Raw genomic sequence first — 22408 nt, forward strand, 5'->3', positions numbered from 1 at the left:
TCAAAAGTTTCAACTAAACTATTTTAAAAAAATACAGATTTAATTGTAACAATTACTTTCTAATTTCCGTCATTTTTATAGTAACTGACTCAACATCACCACCAATAGGAGGATTAATTTTAGAAACCCAAACTGTTGTTTTTTCTACCGTTTCTATCTCTGCCAGCACACGAATATTGATTCTTTTGGCTACATGTTCTAATAAATGCGAACGAATTGCCATTTCTTCAGCTACAATTTTGTTCAAATGAACGTAATCAACAGTGTCTAAAAGATGATCTGTTTCGGCCGATTTCTGTAAATTGGTTTTAATTTTTAGATCAACAGTATAATCAGATCCAATTTTTCCTTCTTCAATTAAACATCCGTGGTAAGAAAAAGTACGGATATTTTTCAGTTTTATAACTCCCATTTTTATTTTTTAGTTTCAAGTTTTATGTTTCAAGTTGCACGTTTACTGATAAGTTTCCAAAGAAAACCATAAACCATAAACTATAAACTATAAACTTTTTTATCTTTGCTAAAATTACTATAAAATAATGGCATCAGAAGAGAAATCACTCAATTTTATTGAACAAATCATAGAGGAAGACGTAAAATCAGGTCTTTCAAATACTAAACTTCGCTTTCGTTTTCCACCAGAACCTAATGGTTATTTACACATTGGGCACGCAAGTTCTATTGCTTTAAATTTTGGTTTAGGAATTGATTATCAATCTCCTGTGAATTTACGTTTTGATGATACAAACCCTGAAAAAGAAGAACAGGAATTTGTTGATGCTATTAAAAAAGATGTAGAATGGTTAGGATATACCTGGGCAGAAGAATGTTATGCTTCAGATTATTTCCAACAATTGTACGATTGGGCAGTTTTATTAATTAAAAAAGATAAAGCGTATGTAGATAGTCAATCTTCTGAAGAAATGGCGGTTCAAAAAGGAACTCCAACAACTCCAGGAACTGATAGTCCATACAGAAATCGATCTGTTGAAGAAAACCTGGATTTGTTCGAAAGAATGAAAAATGGTGAATTTGAGGCTGGTACACATATTCTTCGTGCAAAAATTGACATGAAATCAACAAACATGTTAATGCGTGATCCTATCATGTACAGAATTTTGCACAAACATCACCACAGAACCGGAGATGCCTGGAAAATCTATCCAATGTACGATTGGGCACACGGACAAAGTGATTATTTGGAACAAATTTCACACTCATTTTGTACGCTTGAATTCTTGCCTCACCGTGAATTATACGATTGGTTTTTAGATCAGATTTTCGACGATAATAAGCTTCGTCCAAAGCAAAGAGAATTTGCTCGTCGTAACTTATCGCACACAGTTGTTAGTAAAAGAAAATTACAGCAACTAGTTAAGGAAAAGCATGTTAACGGTTGGGATGATCCAAGAATGTCAACCATTTCTGGATTAAGAAGACGTGGTTATACTGCTGCTTCGTTACGTAATTTTGCTAACACAATTGGTATTGCGAAGCGTGATAATTTAATCAATGTATCGGTTTTAGAATTCTGTATTCGTGAAGATTTGAACAAAATTGCACCTCGTGTAATGGCTGTTTTAGATCCTGTAAAATTGGTGATTACCAATTATCCAGAAGATAAAGAAGAGTGGTTAGAAGCTGAAAATAATCAAGAAGATGAGAATGCAGGTTTCAGAAAAGTACCTTTTTCTCGTGAATTATACATCGAAAGAGAAGACTTTTTAGAAGAAGCTCCGGCTAAATATTTCCGTTTGACTTTAGGAAAAGAAGTGCGTCTTAAAAATGCGTATATTATTAAAGGAGAATCAGTTATAAAAGATGCTGAAGGTAATATTACAGAAATTCATGTTACTTATGATACCGATTCTTTAAGCGGAAGCGGAACAGAAGCAAGTCAAAGAAAAGTATCTGGAACCTTACATTGGGTTTCTATAAAACATGCTTTGGAAGCAGAAGTTCGTTTGTACGATCGTTTGTTTACAGATGAAGCTCCGGACAGTTATAAAGAGAAAAATTTCTTAGATTTTGTGAATCCAAATTCGTTAGAAATCGTAACCGGATACGTTGAACCAAGTTTATCAACAGCTCAAAATGAAGATAAATTTCAGTTTCAACGTTTAGGATATTTTACTGTTGATAAAGACTCAACTCCTTCAAAATTAGTGTTTAACAAAACTGTCGGATTGAAAGATGCCTGGGAAGAAAAAGGTAAAAAAGAAGAAAACAGCATCAATAATTCTTTGAAAGAAATCAACAAATACTTCAAAGTTGAAACTAAACCAGAACGTATTGCAATTGAAAGTGCAATAGGGGAGAACATCAAAAATGTTTCAAGTTTCTCTTTGATACAGAATTCATTGAAGAAAAATATCAACAATAATAAGGCTTCGCTGTTGTTTTCTCAGTTTATTTTGAAATATTCAAACTGGAAATCTGTTGATTTTGAAGAAGAAGATATTAAAAAATTATATTCAATGTCTTTAAAAAGTGAATCGACTTATGTAAGATCAAAAGCACTTTTAAATTTAAGAGATATTGAAAATGAAAGTTTGAGAAATCAATATGATGACGAAATTTTGAAATTATATTCAAATCCACCAAAAAATGCTTCAGAAAGAGAAAATGAAATTCTTGCTGAAATGGTAAAGAAGTAATATCAACCAAATTTATGAAAAAGCGCTTTTATTAGCGCTTTTTTTATTATATAGATTTACTATTGAAATTTTAAATTTTATAATTTTTATAGATTAAAAATGACTTTCATAAATTGATTTTAAGGTAAAATAAAAAAGTGATGGATAGATAACTCGTTTTTTAAATTATAATTCAATAAAAGTCTTTATTTGATTTTTTATAGTTTTTAAGTAACAAATTTGTTTCATTTTATATATTTAATAAAGTATATTTATTGTAATTTTTTATTTTAAATATTTTATTTATTATTAATATTATCTATTTTAATTTATTATATAATAACTTTTATTAATTACAATTAGTCTTCATAAATTAATTTTAATAGAATAAAATTTATATTTGGATAATATATATCTATTTTTAATTTTTAAAGCTTAAAACCTTTTATTTTACTTTTTCTCTTTTTTTGTTTATAATATAAGTATTATTTATCGATTTATTTATTAATTATGTTTTATACTATTATTTATAAAATCGATTTTATTTTTATTTTTAATTACTTTAAATAATTTTATTCAAAATTTATATTATTTAAGTTTTTTCCTATATATTTGAATTTTGAATTCTAAAGTAGATTTTGAAATATAATATAGTTTTTAATAATTAATTAAATTATTTTTTAAGTTTTTATTTATTATTTATAAAATTGATTGTTATTTTTATTTTAATAAATTAGAATAATTAATTTTAGCTTTCATAAATCGTTTTTAAGATGATTATTTAAAATGTCTAATAGATAACTCATTTTTATTTTTTTCTTGTCTTTACGGTCTTAATATTAATTTTTCTTGTTATTTGGGTCAGTTTAACGGGTTGTTAACACACAATTCTATATAAAACTGCTATTTTTAACTCAATACCAAAAGTCAGAGATGATTTTATAAAAATTACTATTTCCGTAAGATTCTAAAAAGAGAAATATTGGAATTAAAAAATGCAAATTTTTTGTTTTAATGTTAATTTCTGAATTGAATTCTTGAAAAGACAAATTTATGATCCAATTTTTATTGTGATGTAGTTTTGATAATATTTCGCGTAAAAGGTATTTTTCAGATTACTTCATAATTATGAGTTTTCATAATATTGGTTTTAGGCTGTTATAATTTTTGTATTCAATCTGGCAGTTTCTAAATTTTAATTTAAAAATCAATTATTATGAAAGTATTATATTTTACGCTGGCACTGTTATTTGCAAATGTTGCAATTTCACAGACACATCAAATTACAAAACACAATGGTGAGCAACTTGATGTAAATTTTATAAAAAATGAAAATGGTCTGATTTATTATTCTTTAAACGGAAGTTCTGAAGAAGTGAAAATTAGCAAACATGCGGTTTCATCAATAACAAATAAACAGACAAAACAAACTCAGAAAATTTCTGATAAAATAGTAGTAGATTCAAAAGACGATTACAAAATGGTAACTGTTCTGCCTCAGGAAAAGACAATAGGATTGAAACAGACAGGAACATTTACAGGAGTTTCGACCAGGACAAAAGGTGAACCGCCAATTGCAAACCAGAATCAGACTGCTATGAGAATTAAAAGTAAATCAGCTTTAAATGGTTCTCCGTTTGTAAGTATTACTGAAAAAGCTGACGGGAAGTACGAAGCAGTTACTTATGTGTATTAAGTTTATGTAAAATACTTTTAATCAGTTATTTGTAGTTTAAAAATAAGTAACTTTATTAATCACTTTAAATAAAAAAAATATGTCAAATAATTCAAATACAGTTGCAGCTATTTTAGCTGGCGCTGCAGTAGGAGCAGCACTTGGAATTTTATTTGCTCCGGATAAAGGATCTAAAACACGTGCTAAAATTAAAGAAGGAATTGATGATGCTAAGCATAATCTGCAGGATTCTTTCGAAGCAAGTTCTGAAGTTCTTCGAGATAAATTTACAAGTGCAACACAAAATATTGACGGAACTTTGACTGATTTACTTTCAAATGTAAGTCATAAAACAGAAGAAGTGATTACTTTTTTAGAAACTAAATTAGCTGATTTAAAAGCACAGAACGCTAAACTTCAAAAATAATATTCATTTTCTAGAACACATTACCAGCTTATTTCGATAAGATGGTAATGTGTTTTTTTATTATCTAAAAATTCAATTATGGCTTTTGAAGAATTAAAAGAAAACACCGAAAAGATTCAGGAACAAACTAAAGTTTACATAGACAGTCATTTAGCCTATTATAAACTTTGGGGTTTTAAAGTTGCAATGAAATCGACGACTTTAATATTAAAGTTTATCCTGATCCTTTTATGTTTTAGTATGGTTTTAATCTTTGGATCTTTTGCTGCAGCATATGCTTTTGGTTCACTATTGGAAAGCAATGCTCTTGGATTTTTGGCAGTAGGAGGGATCTATTTAGTGTTTACTATTTTACTTTTCTTTATAAAAGATAGAGTGGTGGAAGGTCCGATTTTAGAAAAATTTTCAGAAATATTTTTTAATGACTAATGCTATGGAAAAGAAAAAATACTCATCTTATGCAGAAATCGACCGGGATTTAGAAATCCTGAAGTTAGAAAAAGAGATCAATTATCAGAAATTGGTTTTAAGTTTTCAGAAAACTAAAGAAAATATCACACCTCAAAATATAGTAAACGGATTTGTTTCTTCTTATACAGATTACTTTTCAAATTCCTATTCCAGAATCATTCAATCTGTTTTACCGTACATAGTAGGTTGGTTTATAAATAAAAAAAGAGGCCGTTAAGCCTCTTTTTTTGTTTATAATTATTGTTGTGGATTATCTTGTACATCGTCTTCATAACCGGATTGTGGCTGAATTGGTTTTGGTTTCTCAACCTTTTTATGATTTTTTTTCATCATTTCGCCAACCTGATTTGATGCTGAAAACGAAGCAACCATATTATTCAACATATCACTTCCGGCTTGTGGAGAATTTGGAAGTAAGATTAAGTTTGAATTTGTATCAGCTCCAATAGATTGTAAAGTATCATAATGCTGCGTTACAACAATTAGGGCAGAAGCTTCCTGAGAGTTTATACCAACATTGTTCAAAACTTCAACACTTTCTACAAGACCTCTTGCAATTTCACGACGCTGATCTGCAATACCTTGACCTTGTAAACGTTTACTTTCTGCTTCAGCTTTTGCTTTTGCAACGATTCTGATTCTTGAACTTTCTGCTTCAAATTCAGCAGCTGTTTTTTCTCTATCAGCAGCGTTGATTCTGTTCATTGCATTTTTTACCTGAATGTCCGGATCAATATCTGTAACCAAAGTATTGATGATATCGTATCCGTAAGTTGACATCGCTTCATTTAATTCACGTTTTACAGCTACGGCAATATCATCTTTTCTTTCAAAAACATCATCCAGTTTTAGTTTCGGAACTTCGGCACGAACTACGTCAAATACATAAGAAGTAATCTGATCGTGTGGATATTCTAGTTTATAAAAAGCTTCGTAAACTTTATCCTGGATAACTTTAAACTGAACTGAAACTTTCATTTTGATAAAAACGTTGTCTCTTGTTTTAGTTTCGATAATAACATCCAGCTGTTGAATTTTAAGATTTACACGTCCGGCCAATCTGTCAACCAACGGAATTTTAAGTTGTAATCCTGAGTTTCTTACGCTCTGAAATTTTCCAAATCGTTCGATAACGACCGAAGTTTGTTGTTTTACAGTAAAGAAAGACGACATAAAAATGAAGAATGCCAATACTAAAAAGATAATAAATGCTGTACTCATGGTTATTTAATTTATATTTATGATTTTGGTAAATTACGAAAATTCCTCTAAAATAAAAGTTTTAGGCATTAAAAAAACGCTAAGAACATTTTTGAGATGTTACTTAGCGCTTAATTTTTTGAACCATTAAGGACATTTAGAAATTAAGATTAAAGCTTTGTCAAGATAATTAAGCTAAGCTTTATGAACTTAAAAACTTTCCTTTTTTACCATTAAGTTGAGCTTAATTAACTTAATATCTTAATGGTAAAATCTTATAACGTTGAAATTGCTTTCTGAATTCTCGAAATAGTTTCTTCTTTTCCAATGATTTCTACAATGTCAAATAGGTGAGGACCTTTCAAAGCTCCAACCAAACTCAAGCGGAAAGGCTGCATTACTTTACCCATTCCAATTTCATTTTTGGTCAGCCAATCTTTTACGATTGCTTCGATATTTGCTGAAGTAAAATCTTCAATATTTTCTAAAACAGAAATCAATTCCTGCATTAAAGCCGGTGTTTCTTCCTTCCAGTTTTTGCTTGCTTTTTCATCATAAGATGTAGGCGCTTGGAAAAAGAAATCGGTTAAATCCCAAAATTCAGATACAAAATGTGCTCTTTCTTTAATCAAAGAAACAATTCTTGTAATGTCAAATTTGGAAATATTAACGCCTTTTTCTTCTAAAATAGGAGAGAAGGTCTTAGCTAAATCAGCATCATTTTGTTTAATTAAATACTGGTGATTGAACCATTTGTTCTTTTCAGGATCAAATTTTGCTCCGGCTTTATGAACTCTGTTCAAGTCAAAAGCTTCAACAAGTTCTTCAAGAGAAAATAATTCTTTATCTGTTCCGTCATTCCATCCAAGTAAAGCAAGGAAATTTACAACTGCTTCCGGGAAAAATCCTTTCTCTCTGTAACCAGATGAGATGCCTTCTTCAGTTTTCCATTCTAATGGAAACACAGGAAATCCTAACTTATCACCATCTCTTTTAGATAATTTTCCGTTCCCAACCGGTTTTAAAATCAAAGGTAAGTGTGCAAATTCTGGTGCTTCCCAGCCAAAAGCTCTATATAATAAAACGTGAAGTGGCATAGATGGTAACCATTCTTCACCACGAATTACATGTGAAGTTTCCATCAAATGATCATCAACAATATTCGCTAAATGATAGGTTGGCATTCCGTCACTTTTAAAAAGAACTTTATCATCAAGTAAGTTAGTTTCGAACTTAACATCACCACGGATAATATCTTTTAAATGTAAAGTTTCATCAACCGGAGTTTTAAAACGAATTACATAATGTTCTCCATTTGCAATTCTTTTAGAAACTTCTTCCGCAGAAATTACCAAAGATGTATCTAGTTTTTCACGATTGTGATGATTGTAAATAAATGTTTTTCCTTCTGCCTCGTGCTGTTTTCTATGTGCATCCAATGCTTCAGGAGTATCAAAAGCATAATACGCCCAGCCAGAATTTATCAATTGATCGGCATATTTTTGATATAAATCTTTACGATCACTTTGTCTGTACGGACCAAATTTTTCATTTTTTCCAACAGTTTCTTCAGGAGAAATTCCTAACCATTCTAATGCTTCCATGATGTATTCTTCGGCACCAGGAACAAAACGAGTCTGATCTGTATCTTCAATTCTCAGATAAAAAACACCGTTATGTTTTTTTGCAAATAGATAATTAAATAGGGCAGTACGAACACCACCAATATGTAATGGTCCTGTTGGACTTGGTGCAAAACGCACACGAACTTGCTTTGACATTTTGTTTAAATTTTGTTGCAAAGATACAACATTAGTCAAAAGTCAAAAGTCGAAAGTCTGAAAGCTTTTAGCTTGATATGTAAACTTTTGACTTTCGGCTTTTCACTTTCAAACTTAAAGTTATAATTACTACTTTTATGGGTTATAATTATAAGAGAAATTATTTTGAAAACATCGTCTGCAATTTACCAGAAGTTAGAAGGATTTATTAGAAAATATTATACAAATGAATTGATAAAAGGAGCGCTTCTCTTTATAGGATTTGGGTTATTATATTTTCTATTTACACTTTTTATAGAATATTTTCTATGGCTGAAACCATTAGGAAGAACACTATTGTTTTGGATATTTATTGTTGTAGAGGTTTTTCTACTCTTTAGATTTATAATATTTCCAATTTTTAAACTATTCAAACTTCAAAAAGGAATAGATTACAATCAAGCTTCGGCTATTATTGGAAACCATTTTACTGAGGTAAGCGATAAGCTGACAAACTTTTTACAGCTTTCATCTAATGAAAATTCAGGTGAAAGTTCAGAATTAATGTTAGCTTCTATAGAACAAAAAGCAAATTCTTTGCAGCCAATTCCGTTTGGAAATGCCATCAATTTTAAATCAAATAAGAAGTATCTGCCATTGGCTTTGATTCCGGTTTTACTGTTTGCTGTATTTTTTATCTCCGGAAACAGCAACATAATTTCTCAGAGTTTTAATAGAGTAGTACATTTTAATGCTTCGTTTTTACCGCCGGCTCCTTTCAAATTTGTAGTGCTGAACGATAATCTGCAGACAGAACAAAACAAAGATTTCATTGTAAAAGTAGAAACAGAAGGAAATATTGTTCCCGAAAATGTCATGATTCATATTGGTAACGAAAGCTATTTTATGGAATCTTCGCAGACAGGGAAGTTCGAATTTAAGATTGAAAAGCCTACATCGGACGTTGCTTTTTCTTTTGAAGGAAATTCAGTTTCATCAAACGAATACGAATTGAAAGTAATAACAGTTCCTTCGATTGCCAATTTCGAAATGATTTTAAACTTTCCATCATACCTAAAAAAGAAATCAGAAACCATTCAGGGAACAGGAAATGCAATTGTCCCGGAAGGTACAACGGTAACCTGGAGAATGAATACACAGTCTACTCAGGAGGTGGTTTGGAAAGATGAGAATGCTGCGTTTAATTTTAAGAAGAATGAGAACGAATTTAAACTTTCAAAGAGCATAGTTCAGAATACAGAATACCAAATTCTCACTTCAAACAGCAAGGTTAAAAACTATGAAAAACTGGATTATCAATTATCAGTTATCAAAGATCAGTACCCAACGATTACAGTTTCGCCAGCACCGGATAGTTTAAAATTAGATAAGAATTATGTTTTAGGAAGACTGGGAGATGACTATGGATTATCAAAATTGCAAATTGTTTACTACGAGCGTAACAAACCTCAGACTGCAAAACGAGGAACCATTCCGGTAAAGCAGGCAGTATTCGATCAATTTGTTTTTAACTTTCCAAGTAACCTTTCCGTTCAGGAAGGCGTTTCGTATGAATACTATTTTGAAATTTTTGATAACGATGCACTCCACGGATTCAAGAGTACAAAGTCTTCTACATTTTCAGACCGAGTTTCTACGACAGATGAAATTCAGGATATGGAATTACAACAGCAAAATGCTAACATAAATAGTTTATCTAAATCATTAAAGAATCAGGAAAAGCAATTTTCTGAAATGGATAAACTAAAGAATACAGGTAAAGAAAAAGATAATTTAGAGTTTAAAGATCAGCAGAAGATTAATGATTTTATCAAACGTCAGAAACAACAAGACGAAATGATGAAACAGTTTGCTGAAAAAATGAACAAGAATTTAGATAAATATAGTTCTGAGAAAAAGGATAAAACTGCCGATGATTTGCAAAAACGTTTAGATAATGCAGAGAAAGATTTAGAAAAGAATCAAAAACTATTAGACGAACTTAAGAACCTAAACGATAAATTAAACAGTGAAGAACTGTTTGATAAGATGGAAAAGTTCAAACAAATCAGTAAAAATCAATCTTGTAATCTAGAACAATTAGTTGAATTAACCAAGCGTTTTTATGTAGAAAAGAAAGCAGAGCAGGTTGCAGAAAAACTAAATAAACTGGCAGATCAGCAGGAACAACTTTCAAATAAAGACAAAGAAAATACCAAAGAGAAGCAGGATGATATCAATAAATCATTCGATAAAATTCAGGAAGACCTTAAAGATTTAAAAGAAGAAAACAAAACTTTGAAATCTCCATTGGATATTCCGTCTGATGCATCAAAAGAAAAAGATGTGAAAAATGATTTAAATAAAGCTTCAGAAGAACTAAGTAAAAACAATTCTTCATCTGCAAAACAAAAACAAAAGAGCGCTTCAAAGAAAATGAAGAGTATGGCTGAGCAAATGAGTGCAGGAATGGAAGGTGGAGAACAAGAACAATTGGAGGAAGATGTTGCTATGCTTCGTCAGATTCTGGATAACCTTTTAGCATTTTCATTATCTCAGGAAGATGTAATGAAACAGTTTAGATCGATGAAATTAGGATCTTCTGCCTTTACAAAAAACATAAAAATACAGCAGAATTTAAAACAACAGTTTCGTCATGTCGATGACAGTTTGTTTGCAATGTCTCTTAGAAATCCAAAAATTGCTGAAGATGTAACCAAAGAAATTGGAAACGTACAATATAATATGGACAGAGCAATTGATGTTTTAACCGATGTTCAAATACCAAAAGGAGTTTCTCACCAACAGTATGCAGTTTCATCTGCCAACAAGCTGGCCGATTTTTTAAGTGATCTTTTAAATAATATGCAGATGTCTATGTCTAAACCGGGAGGTGGAAAACCAAAACCGGGAGACGGACAAGGAATGCAATTACCGGATATTATTCAAAAACAAAAAGGTCTTGCTGATAAAATGAAAGAAGGAATGAAACCGGGTAATAAACCAGGAAGCGGTCAGGGTGGAAAAAGCGGAGACCCAAAACAAGGACAAGGTAATGAAAAAGGTCAGGGCAAAGATGGAAAAGGTAAAGGTGAATCTGGTAAAGATGGTAAAGACGGACAAGGAAAAGATGGTCAGGGAAATAAAAATGGAGGTAAAGGTAATGACGGAAATGAGGGAGATGATGGAGAAGGAGATGCCGAAAAGATCATGGAAATTTATAAAGAACAGGTAAAACTTCGTGAAGCGCTGCAAAAAGAATTAGCGAAGAAAGGATTAGACGGACAAGGTAAATTTGTAATTGATCAAATGAAAGCTTCAGAAAAGCAGATTTTAAATAAAGGATTCAAGAATGAAAACCTTCAAAGAATCTTAAACATCCAACAAGAATTATGGAAATTAAACAATGCAGTACAAGAACAAGGTCAGGATACCAAGCGTCAATCTGAAACAAATAAGGCAGAATTTTCGAATCGATCAAATGCTTTACCAAGTTCATTAACTGAATATTTAAACAGTGTAGAAATTTTAAATAGACAATCGCTACCTTTGCGCTCAAATTTTAATCAAAAAGTTCAAGAATATTTTAATACAAAATGATAAACTTTAATTACGAAACCGAGTTTACTTTAGAAAACGAACAAGCTTATAACGATTGGTTAAGTGCTGTAATAGTTTCTGAAAAGAAGAATGAGGGAGAAATCAATTATATATTTTGTGATGATGAATACCTTCATAAGATAAATGTAGAGTATTTAGATCACGACACTCTTACCGATATTATCAGTTTTGATTATACAGTAGGTAATGAAATCAGCGGAGATATTTTTGTTTCTGTAGAAAGAGTAGAAGATAATGCAAAGGATTTTAATGTTTCTTTTGAAGAAGAATTAAAGCGAGTTCTTGCTCATGGTATTTTACATTACTGTGGATACAAAGATAAAACAGATAAAGATGCTGAATTAATGCGTTTAAAAGAAGATGAAAAAATTAGTATGTTTCACGTGAAACAATAATTAAACATCTAAAATAATTGATTGAAAAATAAGTTCCACGTGAAACATTTAAATAAAAGAAATTAGAATTTTATAAATCGTTCCACGTGGAACGATGAATTAAGATTAGAAATTTTAGTATTATTTCAGGAAAGCAAACGTTCCACGTGAAACCTTTTTTATATAAATGATAGATTAATTTTTGAATCTTGTTTTTTAAAATTACGTTCCACGTGGAACGTTTGAATTAAGATTTTGGTTTTAATTTTTAGATTTAGTGAGTATCGTTCCACGTGGAACGATATGGTAAGTCCACGATTTGTGGATTGAAATTTGAATAATTCGTTCCACGTGGAACGTTTTAATTTGAATGTGTTTTTTTAAATTTTAGAATTTCGTTCCACGTGGAACAGAAAAGAAAAAGTAATTCTGAAACGTTCGTAGAACGATTTTCGGAGAAAAAATAAAACAAAAATGTTTTTAGAAGAATACGATGTTATTGTTGTGGGTGCCGGTCATGCCGGTTCCGAGGCCGCGGCAGCGGCAGCAAATTTGGGTTCCAAAACTTTGTTGGTTACCATGAGTCTGCAAAACATTGCACAGATGTCATGCAATCCTGCAATGGGAGGAATCGCAAAAGGACAAATCGTTCGTGAGATTGATGCGCTTGGAGGATACTCCGGAATTGTGTCAGATCGAACGGCGATTCAGTTCAAGATGCTGAACAAATCAAAAGGACCTGCAATGTGGTCGCCGAGAGTTCAAAGTGACAGAATGCGTTTTGCAGAAGAATGGAGATTGATGCTGGAGGGAACTCCAAATTTGGATTTCTACCAAGAGATGGTAAAAGGTCTGATTATCGAGAACGGAAAAATAATAGGGATCAGAACTTCTCTTGGAGTTGAGATTCGTTCAAAATCTGTAGTATTGACAAACGGAACTTTTTTGAATGGTTTGATTCATATTGGAGAAAAACAATTTGGTGGAGGAAGAGCAGGTGAAAGTGCTGCAACCGGAATTACCGAAGATTTGATCGCCGCAGGATTTGAAGCCGGAAGAATGAAAACAGGAACACCTCCAAGAGTAGATGGTCGTTCTTTGGATTATTCTAAAATGAACGAAGAAAAAGGAGATGTAAAACCGGATAAGTTTTCTTATTCGGATTTAACCGTTCCGTTAACGCATCAGCGTTCTTGTCATATGACATATACGTCATTGAATGTTCATGATATTTTGAGAGAAGGTTTTGATCGTTCGCCAATGTTCAACGGAAGAATAAAAAGTTTAGGACCGAGATACTGTCCTTCGATCGAAGATAAGATTAATCGTTTTGCAGATAAAGAACGTCATCAGCTTTTTGTTGAACCGGAAGGTTGGAAAACTTGCGAGGTGTATGTAAACGGATTTTCAACTTCGCTTCCGGAGGATATTCAGTTTAAAGCTTTGCGTTCTGTTGCCGGTTTTGAAAATGTGAAATTTCTTCGTCCGGGTTATGCAATCGAATATGATTATTTCCCGCCAACGCAATTGAAACATACTTTGGAAACAAAGTTAGTTGAAGGTTTATATTTTGCCGGACAGATTAACGGAACAACAGGATATGAAGAAGCAGCTTCGCAAGGTTTGATGGCCGGAATAAATGCGCATTTGAAAGTGCATGAAAAATCACCTTTGATTTTAAAACGTGATGAAGCCTATATTGGAGTTTTGATTGACGATTTGATTACGAAAGGAACAGAAGAACCTTATCGTATGTTTACATCAAGAGCAGAATATAGAACATTGTTGCGGCAAGATAATGCCGATTTCAGATTGACGCCAATGTCATTTGAAATTGGTTTAGCTTCTGAAGAAAGAATGCGAAGAATGGAACACAAATTAAATGAGTCCGAAAAGATGGTTGCCTTCTTTAAAGAAACAAGTGTTACGGTTGCAGAAACAAATCCAATTTTGGTTGAGAAAGAATCTGCACCAATTTCGCAGGGAGATAAAATGTTTAAAGTTTTTTCTCGTCCGCAGATCGAATTGGAGGATATGTTGAAATTCGAAAAAGTAGATGCATATATTAAAGAAAATGATCTTGATGAAGAAATTGTAGAACAAGCCGTAATTCAGGTTAAATATTCCGGATACATCGAAAAGGAAAGAAATAATGCTGATAAACTAAATCGTTTAGAAGAAGTAAAAATTCCGGAGAATTTCGATTACCATAAAATTAAATCAATGTCAATTGAGGCGAAACAAAAATTAAGTAAAATTCGTCCCGTTACAATTTCGCAGGCATCAAGAATAAGCGGCGTATCACCAAGTGATATTTCCGTGCTTTTGATTTATATGGGAAGATAGGTTTTTTTAGGTTTCACGTGAAACATTATAAAGTTAAACCTGAAACCTGAAACTTGAAACTTGAAACAAAATAATTTGTTCCACGTGAAACTATGAAAGTTGTACAAAAAAGTATTTTATCAGAAAGTGAAAAGAGGATTATCTGGCAGCTTCGCAATAATGAATATCCGTTGCAATTTGGTTCAAAAACTTTTCAGGAATTTGAAATGTATTTAGAAAAATTAATCGATCTAAAACATTTCTTTTTGTTTGATCAAAAAAATGAAATAATAGGCTGGGCGTTTAGTTTTTTTAGAGAAGAAGAAACCTGGTTCGGATTTATGATCGATAATCGATTTCAAGGGAAAGGTTATGGAACTTTTTTACTGAACGAAATGAAAAACAATTTTGACGATTTGAATGGATGGGTTATTGATCATGAAAATGATAAAAAACTAAACGGTGAAAAATATAAATCGCCTTTGCCTTTTTATGTAAAAAATGACTTTAAAATTTTTTCCGACATCAGAATTGAAAATGAAATAATCTCTGCTGTCAAAATAAATTGGAAGAATAAAAAAATATAAAATAGAAATCCTAAAAATGAAATTTTCGTTTTTAGGATTTGTTATACAATTAAACCAAAAAATAATTAGAATTTAAAAATGGACGTTTTAAACAAAAAACATTTTCTTACTGTAAAAGACCATTCTGTTTCAAAAGAAATTTTCGATTTGTATTATGATGAAAACCTGGATATGCTGATTACTTCTCCGCAGCCGGATTTAGAAAATTTAGGAAGATATTACGAAAGCGAAGATTACATTTCGCACACAGATAACAAACGTTCTGTTTTTGAAAAAGCCTATCATTTTGTAAAAAGTATTGCTTTAAAAAATAAACTGAATTTGATCAATTCCGAACAATCTGAAAAAGGAAAAATTTTAGACATTGGAGCCGGAACAGGAGATTTTTTATTAACGGCAAAAAATAACGGCTGGGAAACAATTGGAGTTGAACCAAGCGACCGTGCAAAAAATATTGCAAAGCAAAAAGGAATTCCGTTTGTTGAAGAAATCAGTTCACTCGAAAATAATTCTTTTGACGTAATTACGATGTGGCATGTTTTGGAACACGTACCAAATTTAGAATTACAAATTAAGGAATTAAAAAGATTATTAAAGCCAACTGGAACATTAATTGTTGCGGTTCCAAATTTCAAATCTTACGACGCAAAACATTACGGAGAATTTTGGGCAGCTTTTGATGTACCGATTCACTTCTGGCATTTTTCAAAAAAAGCCATTCAATCGCTTTTTGAAAAAGTCGATATGAAATTAGAAAAAGTACTTCCAATGAAATTTGATTCTTTTTACGTGAGTCTTTTGTCTGAAAAATACAAAACCGGAAAAATGAATTTTATCAAAGCATTTTTTGTTGGTTTACGATCAAATCTTAAAGCGGGAAGTACAAAGGAGTATTCATCGCACATTTATGTCTTAAAAAACAAGTAAAACACAAAATAAGCGCGTTTAAGGCAGTTTCTCAGTCAGGTTGAGTATTTGTATTGTCTTTTTAATTAAAACCTCTTAAAATTGAGCTGTAAAAGCCACTTTTAATAGGGTTATTTTATAGTTGAATTTTCTTTGATAAAGAAAATCAATATCAGAAAAAATGGGCATTTTTTGAAATTTTTCTTTTGAATTCTGTCTAAAAAATACTAAACGAAAAGATGCGCCCAAAACGCATCTTTTTTTTTGAAATTGATGAAATTTTAGAACTACATCAGGAAAAGTTATTTCAAATTCTTTTTTGTGCTAAAAAAAGAGTCAAAACGTAAAATAAGCCTGTTTAACGCATTTTTTACTGGTTATTGAGTATTTGTATCGTCTTTTTTAAAATAATCGCACAGAGAAAGGCTGTGAAAGCCACTTTTAATAATGATACTTTATGGTTTGATTTTGCTCGATAAAGAAAACTAATATCATAAAATTAGCGCATTTTTTAAAGTTTATGTTGATGCTATTTATTTTTTTATATTTTTGTCTTCAATACATAAAAAAATAGAAATTTAGAAAATGAAAAAAGCATTAGTAATTATCGGACTTTCAATTTTAGCTGTTTCTTGTGATAAAACAGCAGAAGTTAAGGAAGTAAAAACAGCTTATATCGATACTTCAGTTTTAATGAAAGAATACACAGAAGCAAAAGATCTTGAAGCTAAATACAAAGCGCAGGCAGAAGAAAAAGGAAGACAATTACAAGCTGAAATCAACCGTTTTAAACAAGACGCACAAAATTTTCAAAGCCAGGCACAGGCTAACGGCCAGCAATGGGCGCAACAAAGAGGTGCTGAACTACAAAAAAGAGAGCAGCAATTAGGATATGCTCAGCAGCAATTATCGCAGCAATTACAGCAGGAAAGCGGTGTAGAAATGGATTCTCTTGTAAGCGGCGTGAAGAAATTCATCAAAGAATACGGTAAGAAAAACGGTTATTCTTATATCTACGGTACTGGAGATGCGGCAACAGTATTATATGCTGAAGATAAATATGATATCACAAAGGAAATCATTAAAGCTTTGAATGATAAGTACAAAGCAGCTCCTAAAACTGAAGAAAAACCTGCAGTAAAAGAGGAAGCTAAAAAATAAAAACTGCCAAACTAACTAAAACTAAAATTGAAAAACCTAAATCAGTCTTGATTTAGGTTTTTTTCTTTTATAAAAATGCGATATTTTTGACGTTTAATTCCTGCATAATGCAAAACGTTTCTCAAGCAGCAGCTTACACCTTACAATTCATAAATCAAACACAGAAATCGATCTTTTTAACCGGTAAAGCCGGTACCGGAAAGACAACTTTACTGCGTGAAATTATAGCTACAACACACAAAAATACAGTAGTTGTGGCACCTACAGGCATTGCTGCGCTGAATGCAGGCGGTGTTACCATACACTCGATGTTTCAGCTGCCGTTTTCGGCCTTTTTGCCCACTTATGAAGAGGCTTCTCAGTTTACAGAAACAGTAAAATTCGAAAACAAAGAATCACTTCGCAGACATTTCAAAATGAACAATGTAAAGCGAAATGTGATCCGAAATATGGAACTTTTAATCATAGATGAAGTCAGTATGCTTCGTGCTGATCTGCTGGATGCTATTGATTTTATGATGCAGACAGTCCGAAGAAATACACGTGCTTTTGGAGGTGTTCAGGTGCTTTTTATTGGCGATTTATTGCAGCTGCCTCCGGTTATAAGGGATGAAGAATGGCGTACACTGCGCAATTATTACAAAGGAAAATTCTTTTTTCACTCCCATGTAATTCAGCAGAATCCGCCTCTTTACATCGAATTATCAAAGATTTACCGCCAGAGCGATGATGTTTTTATTTCGGTTTTAAACAATCTTCGAAACAATCAGATCAGCCAGCAGGATATCGAGGTTTTAAACCAGTATGTAAAACCCGATTTTGATCTCAAAATGAATCCGGGTTATATAACGCTCACAACCCACAACGCAAAGGCAGATGCGATTAACGAGCAGGCTATTCTAGATCTGCCGGGCAATGAATTCAGTTATCTGCCCTTAATTGTAGGTGATTTCCCTGAAAAGATCTTCCCTGTAGAAGAAAATCTGAAACTCAAAACAGGAGCACAGGTTATGTTTGTCAAAAACGATTTGTCATTTGATAAACGCTATTTCAACGGTAAAATGGGCGTAGTTAAATCCCTTTCAGAAGGGGAAATATTCGTTCATTTTCCAGAAGAAAACAAAACCATCGAAGTAGAGAAATACGAATGGAAAAATATCCGCTACAAAGTAAACGAGCTCACAAAAGAGATAGAAGAGGAAGTTTTAGGCACATTTGCGCATTATCCTATCAAACTGGCCTGGGCAATTACGGTTCATAAAAGCCAGGGTTTAACTTTTGAGAAAGCTGCGCTCGATGTATCGCAAGTTTTTCTTCCCGGGCAGGCCTATGTAGCACTTTCGCGTTTAACGTCCTTAAATGGGCTTATTTTGCTTTCTACGATGAAAATGAACGGGCTTTCGAACGATCAGGATGTAATGGATTATGCTTTGAACAAAGCAACCGAAGATGATTTGAAGAATTCCCTTCATTTTGAAACTAAAAATTTTATCCATAATTATTTGATTCATAGTTTTAATTGGACAGATTTAGCACAGGAATGGCGCAATCATCGTTTTAGCTATAATGAAAATGCAGCAGCTTCAGAAAAATCAAAACATTCAGTCTGGGCACACAAACGTTTGGATTCAATTGAATTATTGCTTGGCCCGTCACAAAAGTTTATTCTGCAGCTCAACAAGCTTTTCAGCAATGAATCGGTTGATTTGTTGTTTGTAAAAGAGAGGGTAGAGGCGGCTTATGAGTATTTTTTCAAGCCGATGGACAAACTGGTAACGGATCTTTTAAGTAAAATGGCTGAAATCCAGAAATTTAAAAAAGTTAAAGAATTTTACGAAGAATTAGCCTTTTTAGATGATCTGCAGACCAAAGCTGTTTTGCGCCTTATGAAAGCCCGATTATTAATGGAAATTGTTGTTTCACGTGAAACAATCAGCAAAGAAAGCCTGACTTCTCCGGCTATAAAAAACTACAAAACAGATAAAATTTCGAAAATTCGCGACGAATTTAAAACTACGAATACGGACATGTTTCAGGTTGAGGAACCCCTTAACAGGTATACAGCTAAAAAAGTCGATAAAACAGCCGAAAAAGGCCCTAAAAAGACAACTGTGGAGGAAACTTACGAACTTTGGATTCAAAAAAACTCAGTTGAAGACATTGCACGCATCAGAAAACTGACAGTTCAGACCGTCGAAACCCATTTGGTTAAACTAATTCAGGCAAAGAAAGTTGATATTTCAGATGTATTGCCGTATGATAAAATACTCGCACTTCGCGAAGCCTTTCAATTTTATCAGGAAGAATCTCTTTCTCCGTTAAAAGAAAAATACGGTGATGAATTCAGCTGGGATGAACTCAAAATGTTTAAAGCCAGCTTAAATTGATTTTATTTCAAATCCACAAGGCAATTAAATTCTAAATTTTGTAACTTTAGGTTTATACTATATAAATTTTAGAAGATCTTATAAAAACATTATGTAAAATAGAAAAACATGAAATATCTATTATATATCACATTATTAATTTGTTACAGTTACAACGTAACGGGACAAAATTTGAAACCGGAATATCAAAAGTTTATTCAGTCGTTTATAACCGATATAAAAGCAGATAGGAAAGAGGCTATAGCCAGTGCTGTTCAATATCCGCTAAAGCGGGAAAATCCGATTCCTTCAGTCAAAAATAAAGCTGATTTTATCAAAAGATATTCAGAGATTTTTGATGCTGATCTGAAAAAAGAAATAATATCGTCAAACATCGATAAAGACTGGCAGGAAATGGGCTGGCGAGGGATTATGCTGAACAGCGGTACGATTTGGTTTGATTTAGACGGAAAACTAACCGCTGTTAACTATGAATCGAAATATGAGAAGGATCTGAAGACTAAATTGATATTGTCTCAAAAGAAAAAATTACATTCTAGTATTGCTGTTTTTAAAGAGCCGGTTTATGTTCTGGAGACTTCAAAATTCAGAATCCGAATTGACGATCTTGGAAATAATAAATACCGATATGCTTCCTGGTCGGTTAAAAAAAGCATGAGCGAAAAACCGGATTTGGTGATCCAAAACGGAAAGCTAATCGCAGACGGTACTGCCGGGAACCACCAGTATGAGTTTAAAAAAGGAAACTACGTGTACCAATGCGCTATAATAATTTTAGGCGAAAAAGACGCGGCTCCGGCCAGATTGGTCATTTATCAGAACGGAAAAGAAATTCTTATGCAAGACGCTAAAATTGTTTCACGTTAAACAATTAAATACATCTTGTGGATATGCTTTGATTTATGACGCAGAAATATAAAATTTTAATGTAGAAGTACAGAGATTGTTCCACGTTAAACATAAAACAAAAACGCTATTTAATTCAAATAGCGTTTTTGTTTTACAGAGACAAAAGTTATGTACAGGATCTTTTTGCTGCGATATCTTCGTCAATTATAGTTTTTTAATTTTTCTGTTTTTTATAAATCCTGAGATTGTTCCACGATAAACATAAAAACGTTTATTTATTTACGGCTAGTACTTTCTTTCTGTAAAGCATTAATAGCATTTTCAAGCTCTTTTTGCTGCGATATCTGCGTTAATTTTAATTTTTGGATATTCACATCGTTTTCTTTCGTTTTAATCCTTTGCTTCTGGATTTCTTCATCTGTTATTGCAGATGTACTTATTTGCTTTTCAATTTTTAGATTGGCCAGTTCCATCTTGTCTATTTTTTCTCTGGTAGATTTTAGTTTGCTTTCAGATTTGGATAGATTTTTCTTTTTAGCCTCAGTGTCTTTAAGCTGTTTTTTTAAATCTGAAATTTTATCATCCAGTTTTCGCTGATATTCAGCACAAGTTTTTTTTAAATCGTTTTCAATTCTTTTTTGTTCCAGTTCCTCGTTTTGATTTACAGTTTGTTGTGCAAAGAATTGCTGTGAATGCATTACGAATAGAAACAATACTGCAGTTTTAAAAATTTTACTCATCTTTTAAAAATTTAATATGAGTTAAAATTATAGCTGCTGTGTATTAGAATTGGCCTGTAAAGTATTTTAATGTAATAGAATAAGACAAAAAAAAACCTATTCGTTGCGGAATAGGTTTTTTAATTATTATAGGTTTTCAACCAGAATCCAGGCATCTGGATTTTCGCCTTTTTGTATTTCTTTCTGAGCTTTTTCAGCTTCATTCATAGTGGCATAACTTCCGTATAAAACTGGAAATAAACCATGTTTGTTTTCTCCAAGCATTCTGGCTTTGTAACCGTCTTTAATAAGCTGGTCGTATGCCTTTTTTGCATTGGCTTCACTTCTGAAAGCACCTGCCATAATGTGATAAGGCATTAGTTTTTCTTCTGAATCTACCTTTGAAGAATCTACGGCTAAGCTTACGGCCGGTAATGGATTTTGTATTACGAAGGTTGCTTCCTGAATTTTATTCTGAACTTTTTTCTGTACGTTTCCTTCAACTACAAGTGTCTGTACGGCAATTTGATTTTGGTATAATGGATATCCGATACTTCCGGTTACACCAAGACCCAATACAAATATGGCAGCGTATTTAAGGAATGAATTTGAAGATTTTGGTTCATCATCATTATGCAGCGAAATAGGTTCTTTTTCTGCAATCTGTTCAATTTTTTTCTCGAAAACTTCTTTTTTAACAAGAGGAGAAACAAACGGACTTAACCCAAAAGAAGCGGCTAAATAATTAACCTGTTCATTTGGTGTGAAGATGATATTATTTTCAGAATTAAGACGCAAATCACCAATGTTTTTCAAAGTGATCGTACCGCTTTCTTCCAGTGCTTTTTTCCAGTTAGAAACTTCGATCGCAATACCGTTTACAGCAGAACCATAAGAGATATTTTCTGCTTGTGCTACGTGATTTGCCAGCAGTCCGTCGTTGTTTTTCAGGCGGCTGTTAAAAGAAATCATTTTTTTTGGAGGAAAAAATGAATTGGTACTTTCATTAAGCTGCGCCGATTGAATTTCGGTTAAAAATGCTCCAAATCCCGGAACCGTTACGCATTGGTAACGATACAATAACTGTGCTATGTAGGTTTCGATTTTCATAAGAGCAAAGTTAGGTAATGAATATAGTTATCAAAATTTTATTCACAATTTTTATTAACAATTCACCTTTTTTTACATATTGTTAATTTTCAATATTTTAAGTACAAAGTTATTATCGATGTTGATTAGTTAGTATTAAAATATTGCATTTTTATTAGGAAATTACTTTGTTTATATGATATTTGTACACTTAAAAAAGG

General features: G+C 32.2%; 18 protein-coding genes. 13 read left to right on the plus strand and 5 right to left on the minus strand.

Features of this window, described 5'->3' with window-relative positions; all coding sequences use genetic code 11:
- Positions 1–52: 52 nt before the first annotated feature.
- On the minus strand, positions 53–412 hold the full coding sequence (folB, locus tag OZP11_RS14645; RefSeq protein WP_095930566.1) for a dihydroneopterin aldolase: 360 nt from the start codon (positions 410–412) through the stop codon (positions 53–55).
- Between the two features lie 127 nt (positions 413–539).
- Here folB and OZP11_RS14650 point away from each other — a divergent pair, with 127 nt between their 5' ends.
- From OZP11_RS14650 to OZP11_RS14670, 5 genes are all read left to right on the plus strand, one after another.
- Positions 540–2657: a glutamine--tRNA ligase/YqeY domain fusion protein gene (locus OZP11_RS14650; RefSeq protein WP_281231293.1), complete on the plus strand. Its 2118-nt coding sequence runs from the start codon at positions 540–542 to the stop codon at positions 2655–2657.
- 1195 nt (positions 2658–3852) lie between these two features.
- A complete protein-coding gene (locus OZP11_RS14655; protein ID WP_281231294.1) occupies positions 3853–4332 on the plus strand; it encodes a hypothetical protein in 480 nt (159 codons plus the stop codon).
- Positions 4333–4411: 79 nt separating this feature from the next.
- Entirely contained in the window at positions 4412–4738 is a 327-nt protein-coding gene (locus OZP11_RS14660) for a YtxH domain-containing protein (protein WP_281231295.1), read from the plus strand.
- Positions 4739–4816: 78 nt separating this feature from the next.
- Entirely contained in the window at positions 4817–5167 is a 351-nt protein-coding gene (locus OZP11_RS14665; RefSeq protein ID WP_281231296.1) for a competence protein, read from the plus strand.
- A gap of 4 nt (positions 5168–5171) precedes the next feature.
- Positions 5172–5426, plus strand: coding sequence for a DUF6327 family protein (locus OZP11_RS14670; RefSeq protein WP_281231297.1), 255 nt, complete (start codon positions 5172–5174; stop codon positions 5424–5426).
- A 20-nt stretch (positions 5427–5446) separates the two neighbouring features.
- On the opposite strand, the gene OZP11_RS14675 is transcribed toward OZP11_RS14670, so the two are convergent.
- Positions 5447–6430 carry an SPFH domain-containing protein gene (locus OZP11_RS14675; RefSeq protein ID WP_281231298.1) on the minus strand — a complete coding sequence of 328 codons (984 nt, stop codon included), beginning with the start codon at positions 6428–6430 and terminating at the stop codon, positions 5447–5449.
- Between the two features lie 254 nt (positions 6431–6684).
- Entirely contained in the window at positions 6685–8190 is a 1506-nt protein-coding gene (gene gltX / locus OZP11_RS14680; protein WP_281231299.1) for a glutamate--tRNA ligase, read from the minus strand.
- Positions 8191–8355: 165 nt separating this feature from the next.
- Between gltX and OZP11_RS14685 the strand changes: the two genes are divergently transcribed.
- From OZP11_RS14685 to OZP11_RS14720, 8 genes are all read left to right on the plus strand, one after another.
- The gene (locus OZP11_RS14685; RefSeq protein WP_281231300.1) at positions 8356–11769 is read left to right on the plus strand and encodes a DUF4175 family protein; all 3414 of its coding nucleotides are present in this window, start codon (positions 8356–8358) and stop codon (positions 11767–11769) included.
- Positions 11766–12185, plus strand: a complete 420-nt coding sequence (ybeY, locus tag OZP11_RS14690) for an rRNA maturation RNase YbeY (protein WP_281231301.1) — start codon at positions 11766–11768, stop codon at positions 12183–12185. The genes OZP11_RS14685 and ybeY overlap by 4 nt, the downstream gene beginning before the upstream one ends.
- Positions 12186–12638: 453 nt before the next feature.
- Positions 12639–14510: a tRNA uridine-5-carboxymethylaminomethyl(34) synthesis enzyme MnmG gene (gene mnmG, locus OZP11_RS14695; protein WP_281231302.1), complete on the plus strand. Its 1872-nt coding sequence runs from the start codon at positions 12639–12641 to the stop codon at positions 14508–14510.
- A 92-nt stretch (positions 14511–14602) separates the two neighbouring features.
- Complete coding sequence (locus tag OZP11_RS14700; RefSeq protein ID WP_281231303.1) at positions 14603–15076, plus strand: GNAT family N-acetyltransferase; 474 nt, start codon at positions 14603–14605, stop codon at positions 15074–15076.
- Between the two features lie 78 nt (positions 15077–15154).
- Positions 15155–16003 carry a class I SAM-dependent methyltransferase gene (locus tag OZP11_RS14705; RefSeq protein ID WP_281231304.1) on the plus strand — a complete coding sequence of 283 codons (849 nt, stop codon included), beginning with the start codon at positions 15155–15157 and terminating at the stop codon, positions 16001–16003.
- 564 nt (positions 16004–16567) lie between these two features.
- Positions 16568–17143 (plus strand): OmpH/Skp family outer membrane protein, encoded by a 576-nt coding sequence (locus OZP11_RS14710; protein ID WP_281231305.1) that lies wholly within the window; start codon positions 16568–16570, stop codon positions 17141–17143.
- Positions 17144–17250: 107 nt separating this feature from the next.
- Entirely contained in the window at positions 17251–19530 is a 2280-nt protein-coding gene (locus tag OZP11_RS14715) for a helix-turn-helix domain-containing protein (RefSeq protein ID WP_281231306.1), read from the plus strand.
- A 108-nt stretch (positions 19531–19638) separates the two neighbouring features.
- Positions 19639–20397, plus strand: a complete 759-nt coding sequence (locus OZP11_RS14720; protein ID WP_281231307.1) for a hypothetical protein — start codon at positions 19639–19641, stop codon at positions 20395–20397.
- Between the two features lie 257 nt (positions 20398–20654).
- On the opposite strand, the gene OZP11_RS14725 is transcribed toward OZP11_RS14720, so the two are convergent.
- Together OZP11_RS14725 and OZP11_RS14730 are read right to left on the minus strand one after the other, a co-directional pair.
- On the minus strand, positions 20655–21119 hold the full coding sequence (locus OZP11_RS14725) for a hypothetical protein (protein WP_281231308.1): 465 nt from the start codon (positions 21117–21119) through the stop codon (positions 20655–20657).
- Positions 21120–21245: 126 nt separating this feature from the next.
- Positions 21246–22208 carry an HU domain-containing protein gene (locus OZP11_RS14730; protein WP_281231309.1) on the minus strand — a complete coding sequence of 321 codons (963 nt, stop codon included), beginning with the start codon at positions 22206–22208 and terminating at the stop codon, positions 21246–21248.
- Positions 22209–22408: the final 200 nt, after the last annotated feature.

Origin of the sequence: Flavobacterium gelatinilyticum, assembly GCF_027111295.1 — a bacterium.
In the GTDB taxonomy this organism is placed as follows: Bacteria; Bacteroidota; Bacteroidia; order Flavobacteriales; family Flavobacteriaceae; genus Flavobacterium; species Flavobacterium gelatinilyticum.

Coding starts and splice junctions, on each gene's coding strand:
- OZP11_RS14720 (WP_281231307.1), top strand. CDS start 19,639: ATGAAATATCTATTATATATCACATTATTAATTTGTTACAGTTACAAC.
- gltX (WP_281231299.1), bottom strand. CDS start 8,190: ATGTCAAAGCAAGTTCGTGTGCGTTTTGCACCAAGTCCAACAGGACCA.
- OZP11_RS14725 (WP_281231308.1), bottom strand. CDS start 21,119: ATGAGTAAAATTTTTAAAACTGCAGTATTGTTTCTATTCGTAATGCAT.
- OZP11_RS14675 (WP_281231298.1), bottom strand. CDS start 6,430: ATGAGTACAGCATTTATTATCTTTTTAGTATTGGCATTCTTCATTTTT.
- OZP11_RS14670 (WP_281231297.1), top strand. CDS start 5,172: ATGGAAAAGAAAAAATACTCATCTTATGCAGAAATCGACCGGGATTTA.
- OZP11_RS14730 (WP_281231309.1), bottom strand. CDS start 22,208: ATGAAAATCGAAACCTACATAGCACAGTTATTGTATCGTTACCAATGC.
- OZP11_RS14715 (WP_281231306.1), top strand. CDS start 17,251: ATGCAAAACGTTTCTCAAGCAGCAGCTTACACCTTACAATTCATAAAT.
- OZP11_RS14700 (WP_281231303.1), top strand. CDS start 14,603: ATGAAAGTTGTACAAAAAAGTATTTTATCAGAAAGTGAAAAGAGGATT.
- mnmG (WP_281231302.1), top strand. CDS start 12,639: ATGTTTTTAGAAGAATACGATGTTATTGTTGTGGGTGCCGGTCATGCC.
- ybeY (WP_281231301.1), top strand. CDS start 11,766: ATGATAAACTTTAATTACGAAACCGAGTTTACTTTAGAAAACGAACAA.
- OZP11_RS14665 (WP_281231296.1), top strand. CDS start 4,817: ATGGCTTTTGAAGAATTAAAAGAAAACACCGAAAAGATTCAGGAACAA.
- OZP11_RS14705 (WP_281231304.1), top strand. CDS start 15,155: ATGGACGTTTTAAACAAAAAACATTTTCTTACTGTAAAAGACCATTCT.
- OZP11_RS14660 (WP_281231295.1), top strand. CDS start 4,412: ATGTCAAATAATTCAAATACAGTTGCAGCTATTTTAGCTGGCGCTGCA.
- OZP11_RS14655 (WP_281231294.1), top strand. CDS start 3,853: ATGAAAGTATTATATTTTACGCTGGCACTGTTATTTGCAAATGTTGCA.
- folB (WP_095930566.1), bottom strand. CDS start 412: ATGGGAGTTATAAAACTGAAAAATATCCGTACTTTTTCTTACCACGGA.
- OZP11_RS14650 (WP_281231293.1), top strand. CDS start 540: ATGGCATCAGAAGAGAAATCACTCAATTTTATTGAACAAATCATAGAG.
- OZP11_RS14710 (WP_281231305.1), top strand. CDS start 16,568: ATGAAAAAAGCATTAGTAATTATCGGACTTTCAATTTTAGCTGTTTCT.